The sequence below is a fragment of the Streptomyces sp. NPDC058008 genome, from assembly GCF_042886395.1.
GTDB lineage: Bacteria > Actinomycetota > Actinomycetes > Streptomycetales > Streptomycetaceae > Streptomyces.
Map to the genome: position 1 here is coordinate 1 of NZ_JBHVQX010000063.1, position 8,378 is coordinate 8,378.

2 protein-coding genes are annotated in these 8,378 nt (G+C 73.0%); both read left to right on the forward strand.

Annotated elements, in window-relative coordinates; all coding sequences use genetic code 11:
* Positions 1 to 324 precede the first annotated feature (324 nt).
* Positions 325 to 4,077, forward strand: a complete 3,753-nt coding sequence (locus tag ACFVS9_RS33995; protein ID WP_389938843.1) for an SDR family NAD(P)-dependent oxidoreductase — start codon at positions 325 to 327, stop codon at positions 4,075 to 4,077.
* Between the two features lie 76 nt (positions 4,078 to 4,153).
* The coding region (locus tag ACFVS9_RS34000; protein ID WP_389938840.1) for a type I polyketide synthase at positions 4,154 to 8,378 on the forward strand (4,225 nt) is incomplete at its 3' end.

The window sequence follows — 8,378 nt, forward strand, 5'->3', positions numbered from 1 at the left end:
GCGCGGGGGACGGTGCGGTTCGGTGACGGGCTGGAGTGTCTTGGTGGTTTGGGTGTGACGGATTTCGTGGAGGTGGGTCCGGACACGATTTTGAGTAGTCTGGCTGCTGAGCAGGTGCCGTCGGCGCTCGCGGTGGCGACGACTCGTCCGGATCATGATGAGGTCACCACGCTCACGTTGGCGTTGGCTCATCTCCATACCCGGGGCACGGCGGTCACCTGGCCGACCCTGGTTCCCGCTCCGCGTGTCGATCTGCCGACGTACGCGTTCAACCGTCAGCGTTACTGGCCGCGTCCTGTCGGGCCGGTGGGGGTGGATGCGGCGGTGGGGTCGGTCGGTCTGCAGAGCACCGGTCATCCGTTGCTCGGAGCTCGGGTGGCACTGGCTGATCCGGAAGGGGACCGGCTCCTGCTGACCGGCAGGATCTCCCTCGCCGAACAACCCTGGCTCACCGACCACACCATCATGGGAGGGGTCCTGGTCCCGGGCACCGCGCTCGTCGAACTCGCCCTGCGGGCAGGTGAGTACGCGGGATACGGGAAGCTGGGCGAGCTGGTCCTGCGGAGCCCGCTGACCGTGCCCTCCGAGGGCGCGGCCGTGGACGTGCAGGTGACGGTGGGCGCGCCCGACGCACAGGACCAGCGTCCGGTACGGATCTTCTCCCGTCCCACCGCGCACGACGACGAGCCCGGCGACTGGACCTGCCACGCCGCCGGCACGCTGGCCGCCGACACGGCCGCCGCTCCCGTCCCCGAACCGGTGCAGTGGCCGCCGGCGGACGCCACACCCGTGGACGTCAGCGGGCTGTACGAGCGCCTGACGGAATTCGGTTACGCCTACGGCCCGGTGTTCCAGGGCCTGCGGGCCGTATGGCAGCGCGGCGACGAGGTGTTCGCCGAGGTCGAGCTCCCCGAGCCGGGCGTGGCCGACGCCGGGCGGTTCGGGGTCCACCCGGCGCTGATGGACGCGGCACTGCACTGCCAGGTCGCGGTCGCCCTGGAACAGGGCGGCGGGATGGAGCGGCGGCTGCCCTTCTCGTTCGGCGGCGTCCAGGTGCACGCCACCGGTGCCACGACCGCCCGGGTCCAGCTCACCCCGAACGGCACCGAGGCGGTCTCGGTGAGCATGACCGATACCGCCGGTCTTCCCGTCCTGACCATCGACGCCATGACCTCACGGCCCCTGGACGCCACCCGCATCGAGGAGACCGCCCGGCGTACCGACTCGCTGTTCCAGCTGGGATGGGCCGCCCTGCCCGTCGGCACCGCCGACGACCAGCTGCTCGCGGTCGTCGGTGACGGGCCGCTACCGGCCGGTGCCCGGTCCTTCGACTCCCTGCCGGAGCTGCGCAAGGCCCTGCGCTCCGGGGAGCCGGTTCCGGACGTGGTCCTCCTGCGGGCTCCGGCCGGTCGGGGAGAGGTGCCCGCCGGGACCCGCAGCGCTGTCGGTGCCGTCCTGGAGGTGATCCAGGAGTGGATCGCCGCCGACGAGACGATGCCCGGCCGGCTGGCCGTCGTGACGGCGAACGGCGTCTCGGCCTCGCCGGGGGACCCGGTCGACGTGACCCAGGCCGCCGTGCGGGGGCTGGTGCGATCCGCGTGCTCCGAGAACCCGGGCAGGATTCTCCAGGTCGACATCGACGGTGACGAGGCTTCGGCAGCGGCGCTTCCCGGGGTGCTCGCCGCCGCGGTGACGGCGGGAGAGCCCGAGGCCGTACTGCGCTCCGGCTCCGCCTCGGTGCCACGGCTGGGCAAGGTCTCGCGCGGCACGGCACTCACCGCCCCCGAAGGAGACGGGGCGTGGAGCCTGGACATGGACGGCAGCGGAACCCTGGAGGGGCTGGGGCTCGTCCCCTGCCCCCGGTCGGAGGAGCCGCTGGCCGAGGGACAGGTACGGATCGCGGTGCGCGCCACCGGGGTCAACTTCCGCGACGTGCTGCTCTCCCTCGGCATGGTCGCCATCGCGGAGTCGTTCACCGAGGCCACCTACGGGTGCGAGGGCGCCGGCGTGGTGGCGGAGGTCGGGCCCGGGGTCACCGACCTCGCCGTTGGTGACCACGTGATGGGACTCCTGTCGGGCTCCTACGGCGGCCCCCTGGCCGTCGCGGACCGGCGGACGGTCGTCCACGTACCGGGCGGCTGGACGTTCGCCCAGGCGGCCTCGGTGCCCACCGTGTTCCTGACCGCCTATTTCGCGTTGGTGGACCTGGCCGCCGTCCAGCCGGGCGAGTCACTGCTGGTGCACGCCGCGGCGGGCGGCGTGGGCATGGCGGCGGTACAGCTCGCCCGGCACTGGGGGGTCGAGGTGTACGCGACCGCGAGCCGGCCCAAGTGGCCCGTCGTGTGGGAGACGGGTGTGCCCCCCGAGCGGGTCGCGTCGTCCCGCACCATGGAGTTCGGCGACCTGTTCCGGGAGGCGACCGGCGGTCAGGGCGTGGACGTCGTACTGAACTGCCTCGCCCGGGAGTTCGTGGACACGTCCATGGGCCTGCTGGCGGCGGAAGGCGGCCGCTTCATCGAGATGGGCAAGACCGACATCCGGGGCGGCGACTCCGTCGCCACGTCATGGCCCGGGGTGTACTACCGGGCGTTCGACCTGAGCGACGCCGGACCGGACCGGGTCCGCGAGATGCTGGCCCATCTGATGGAGCTCTTCGAGCAGGGGGTGCTGTCCCCCCTGCCCGTGGCGGCATGGGACACCCGGGAGGCCCAGGAGGCCTTCCGCTACCTCAGCCAGGCCCGCCACATCGGCAAGGTCGCGCTCACCACTCCGCCCGTTCCGCCCCACGGGACCGTCCTGGTCACCGGCGGCACGGGTGCCATCGGTGCTGCGGTCGCCCGCCACCTGGTGGTCACCCACGGAGTCACCGACCTGGTACTGACCAGTCGCCGGGGCCCGGACGCCCCCGGGGCCGACGAGCTGGTGGCCGAACTGGACGAACTCGGGGCGCAGGTGAAGGCGGTGGCCTGCGACGCCGCCGACCGGGAGGCGCTCGCCGAGCTGCTGGACGGCCTCCCGGACCTGCGGGGTGTGGTGCACGCCGCAGGCGTGCTCGACGACGGTGTGGTCTCCACCCTCACCCCGGAACGCCTCGACGCGGTGCTGCGGCCGAAGGCGGACGCGGCGTGGCATCTGCACGAGCTGACCCGGGACCGCGACCTGTCGATGTTCGTGCTGTTCTCCTCCGCCGCCGGGGTGTTCGGCGCCCCGGGCCAGGCCAACTACGCGGCGGCCAACGCCTTCCTGGACGCCCTGGCGCAGTACCGCCGCAGGTCCGGGCTGCCGGGGCAGTCGCTCGCGTGGGGGCTGTGGGCCGATCGCAGCGCGATGGCCGGGACGCTGGACCGGGCGGGCCTCGACCGGATGGGACGCACCGGTGTGCAGCCGCTGTCCACCGGGAACGGCCTCGCCCTGTTCGACACCTCGGTCTCGCTCAACCAGACCCTGACCGTGCCGGTGCACCTGGACATCAGCCGGTTCTCCGGCGAGGTCCCGCCGCTGCTGCGCGGGCTGGTCAGGACCGCCGCCAAGCCGGCCGCCACCAACAGCCCGGCAGCGGCCCCCACCGGCGGCAGCCTGCGCGAACGGGTGGAGGGCCTGCCGGTCAGGGAATGCGAACAGCTGCTGAGCGGCCTGGTGCGCACCCAGGCCGCAGCGGTGCTGGGCCACGACGACTCCGGCGCGGTGGGCGCCGAGCAGCCGTTCAAGGCTCTGGGCTTCGACTCCCTCACCTCCGTCGAGCTGCGCAACCGCCTCAACGCCGCGACCGGGCTCCTGATCCCGGTGACCGCGGTGTTCGACCACCCCACGTCCGCCGCGCTGGCCGCGCACCTGCGCCGCCTGCTGCTGCCCGAGATCGACGCCGTACGCCAGGCCGACACCGGGATCGACCGGCTCCAGGCCGTCCTCGCCGAGGTGGCGCAGGACGACCCGGGCCGAGCCGCTCTCACCGCACGGCTGCGGGGTCTGCTGGCGACCTGGACCGACGAGGGGACCCCGGCCGAAGAAGCGGACCTCACCTCCGCCACGGACGCCGAACTCTTCGACCTCATGGACAACAACCCCTGGTCGAGGTGAACCGCACCCCTCAGAACGCGGGCGGACGACTCCGCCGACGTACGTGACTCCACCCGTTGTACCGGAAGAGGCTGGGATGTCGAACGAGGACAAGCTCCGCGAGTACCTCAAGCAGGCGATCACCGACGCCCGCGAGGTCCACCAACGGCTGCGGACGGTCGAGGACGCCGCCCGTGAGCCGATCGCCATCGTGGGGATGGGCTGCCGCTTCCCGGGGGGAGTCACCTCGCCCGAGGAACTGTGGGACATGATCGCGGCCGGCCGGGCCGGGATGTCGGACTTCCCGGCCGACCGCGGCTGGGACCTGGCGGGCCTCCATGACCCGGACGGCCTGCGCCCGCGCAGCTCCTACGTCCGCAGGGGCGGCTTCATCGACGACGCCCCCGACTTCGACGCCGAGTTCTTCGAGATCTCGCCCCGCGAGGCCGTGGCGATGGACCCGCAGCAGAGGCTGCTGCTGGAGACGGCCTGGGAGACGTTCGAATCAGCCGGGATCGACCCGGGCGGGCTGCGCGGCGGAACCACCGGCGTCTTCGTCGGCGGCGCGCCCGCCGGATACGGCTCCAACGCCGACAACGCCCAGCAGGACGGCGAGGGTTACCTGCTCACCGGCAACGCGTCGAGTGTCTTCTCCGGCCGTATCTCCTACACCTTCGGCTTCGAGGGCCCCGCGGTGACCGTCGACACCGCCTGCTCCTCGTCCCTGGTGGCCCTGCACCTGGCCGTCCAGTCGCTGCGGGCGGGGGAGAGCTCCCTCGCCCTGGTCGGCGGGGTCATGGTCATGTCCACCCCGGCGGCCTTCACGGAGTTCAGCAAGCAGCGAGGGCTGGCGAAGGACGGCTACTGCAAGGCGTTCGCCGCGTCCGCCGACGGCACCGCCTGGGGCGAGGGCGTGGGACTCCTCCTCCTGGAGCGGCTGTCCGACGCCCGGCGCAAGGGCCGGACGATCCTGGGCGTGGTACGCGGCACGGCCCTGAACCAGGACGGCGCGTCCAACGGGCTGTCGGCGCCGAACGGCCCGTCGCAGGAACGCGTGATCCGCCAGGCCCTGGCGTCCGCCGGGGTGCCGGCGTCGGAGGTGGACGTCCTCGAGGCGCACGGCACGGGAACCACCCTGGGCGACCCCATCGAGGCCCAGGCCCTGCTCGCCACCTACGGTCAGGGACGGCCGGACGACCGGCCCCTGCTGCTGGGTTCCGTGAAGTCCAACATCGGGCACACCCAGGCGGCGGCCGGGGTGGCGGGCGTGATCAAGATGGTGCTCGCGATGAAGCACGGCCTCGTGCCGCCGACCCTGCACGTGGACGCGCCCACACCGCACGTCGACTGGAGCGCCGGCGCCGTCACCCTCGTCACCGAGGCCGTTCCGTGGCCGGAGACGGGCAGGGAACGGCGGGCCGCGGTGTCGTCGTTCGGGATCAGCGGTACCAACGCCCATGTCGTCCTGGAACAGGCCCCGCAGGACACGCCTGCCGACGACACCGTTGCCCCCGACCCGGTGGTCACCGGCGGTCCGCTGCCCTGGGCCCTGTCGGCCAAGACCGCGTCAGGTCTGCGGGGGCAGGCCGGCCGACTGCTCGAACTCGCTGCGGGAGAGGCGGACATGGCGGCCGTGGCGACGGCACTGACCACCCGTCGGGCGGCGTTCGGGCACCGCGCCGTCGTACTCGCCGCCGACCGTGCCGGTCTCGTCCGCGAACTGGAGGCGCTGGCCCGGGGAGCCGTCGAGGAGACCGGCGCGGTCCGGGGCGCCGCCCGGCCCGGCGGCGGCCGAGTGGCGTTCGTGTTCCCGGGGCAGGGCGCCCAGTGGGCGGGCATGGCGCTCGGGCTGCTGGACTCCTCGCCGGTGTTCTCCGCGTCGATCCACGACTGCGCGACGGCGCTGGCGGCGTACACGGACTGGGACCTGACCGAGGCGCTGCGGGACAAGGACGCCCTGCGCCGGGTGGACGTGGTGCAGCCGGCGCTCTGGGCGGTCATGGTCTCGCTCGCCCGGCTCTGGCGCTCGGCCGGCGTCACCCCCGACGTCGTCGTCGGACACTCGCAGGGCGAGATCGCCGCCGCGTGCGCCGCGGGGCTGCTGTCGCTGGAGGACGGCGCACGCCTGGTGGCCCTGCGCAGCAGGGCCGTCGCGGAAGACCTGGCGGGCCGGGGCGGCATGGTCTCCGTCGCCGCGTCGGCCGAACGGACCGCCGAGCTGATCGCCGGGTACGAGGGCGTCTGGGTGGCAGCGGTCAACGGCCCCTCCGCCACGGTGATCGCCGGTCTGCCGGAAGAGCTCGCCGCGGTCGTCGCGGACGCCGAACGCGAAGGCGTGCGGGCCCGGACCGTTCCGGTGGACTACGCCTCCCACACCCCGCACGTCGAGCGGATACGCGAGCGGCTGCTGGAGCTGGCCGGGCCGATCACACCGCGCACCGGGACCGTCCCGATGTACTCCTCGGTGACGACCCGCCCGGTCGGGGACGACGAGCTGGACGCACGGTACTGGTACCGCAACCTGCGGGAACCCGTGAGCTTCGCCGAGACGGTGAGCGCACTGGTCGAGGACGGGGTGGACACGTTCATCGAGGTCAGCCCGCACCCGGTGCTGACCCCGGCCATCGACGACATCGCGGCGGACGCGGGACACCGCGACGTGGTGGCCGTCGGCTCGCTGCGCCGGGCCCAGGACGAGCGGGAGGCGTTCACCCGGTCGGCGGCCACCCTGTGGACCCGCGGCGTCCAGGTCGCCTGGTCCGCCCTGCTGCCGTCCTCCTCCCGGCCCGTCGAGCTGCCCACCTACGCCTTCCAGCGGCAACGGTTCTGGCTGGAGGGCTCCGCGTTCGTGGGCGACGCCTCCGGCATCGGCCTCGAACCGGCCGGCCACCCCCTGCTCGCAGCCGCGCTCCGCCCGGCGGGTACCGGCTCCGCCGTGTTCACCGGACGGATCTCCCTGTCCACCCATCCCTGGCTGGCGGACCACGCGGTGAACGGGGCGGTCCTGCTGCCGGGCACCGCCTTCGCCGACCTGGTGCTCCGGGCCGGCCGCGACCTGGGCTGCGACCGCGTCCGGGAACTGACCCTGGAGACCTCGCTCGTCCTGAACGAGAGCGACGGCGTCACCATCCAGGTGCAGGTCACGGAGCCGGACGCCTCCGGCGACCGGACCGTCACCGTCCACTCCCGTCCCGACTCCGCCGGCGCGTCCGACGAGGACCCGGGGGAGTGGACCCGGCACGCACAGGCCACTCTGGAGGCCGACCTGGCACCCGCCCCGGCCGAACTCGGCACCCTGGCCGGGACCTGGCCGCCGCCGGGAGCATCGGCGGTCGAGGTCGGCGACTTCTACGACACGCTGTTCGAACGCGGCTACGCCTACGGCCCGGCCTTCCAGGGCCTGCGGAAGGTGTGGCGGCTCGGCGACGAGGTCTACGCCGACGTGGTGCTCCCGGAAGAGGCCACGGCGGACGGATTCGTCGTCCACCCCGCCCTCCTGGACGCGGCGCTGCACGCCTCGGGCCTGGGCGGAATGTTCGGCGACGAAGGCGGTGTACGGCTGCCGTTCGCCTGGTCCGGTGTCCGCTCCTGGGCGACCGACGCCCGCTCGGTGCGCGTGTGGCTCTCGGCGGCGGGCAAGGACGCGGTACGCGTCCGGGTCGCCGACGCCGCGGGGGCTCCCGTCCTCTGGGCGGACGAGTTGGTGTTGCGGTCGGTGTCGGTGGGTTCGTTGGTGGGTGGGCCGTTGTATGGGGTGGGTTGGGAGCGGTGGGTGCCTGTGGTGTCGGGTGGGGTGGGGTTGGTGGTGTGGGAGGAGTGTGTGTCGGTGGGTGAGGTGGTGGGGTTGGCTGGTGGTTCGGGTTTGGTGGTGTGGGATGTGCGTTCGGGTGGTGGGGGTGGTGGTGTGTTGGGTGAGGTGCGGTCGTTGGTGGGTGTGGTGTTGGGGCGGGTGCGTGAGTGGTTGGGGTGTGAGGGGGCTGTGGGTGTGGGGTTGGTGGTGGTGACGGGTGGTGGTGTGGTGCAGGCTGCGGTGCGGGGGTTGTTGAGGTCGGTGCAGTCGGAGCATCCGGGTCGTGTGGTGTTGGTGGAGGCTGGGGTGGGTGAGGTGGTTCCGGCTGGGGTGTTGGGTGCGGCTGTGGTGGCTGGGGAGCGTGAGTTGGCTGTTCGTGGGGGTGAGGTGTTTGTTCCTCGGTTGGGTGTTGCGGGTGCGGGTGCGGGTGCGGGTGTGGGTGCTGGGGTTGAGGGTGTGCCTGTGTTGTCTGGTTTGGGTTCGGGTTCGGTGTTGGTGACGGGTGGGACGGGGGTGGTGGGTGCTGCGGTGG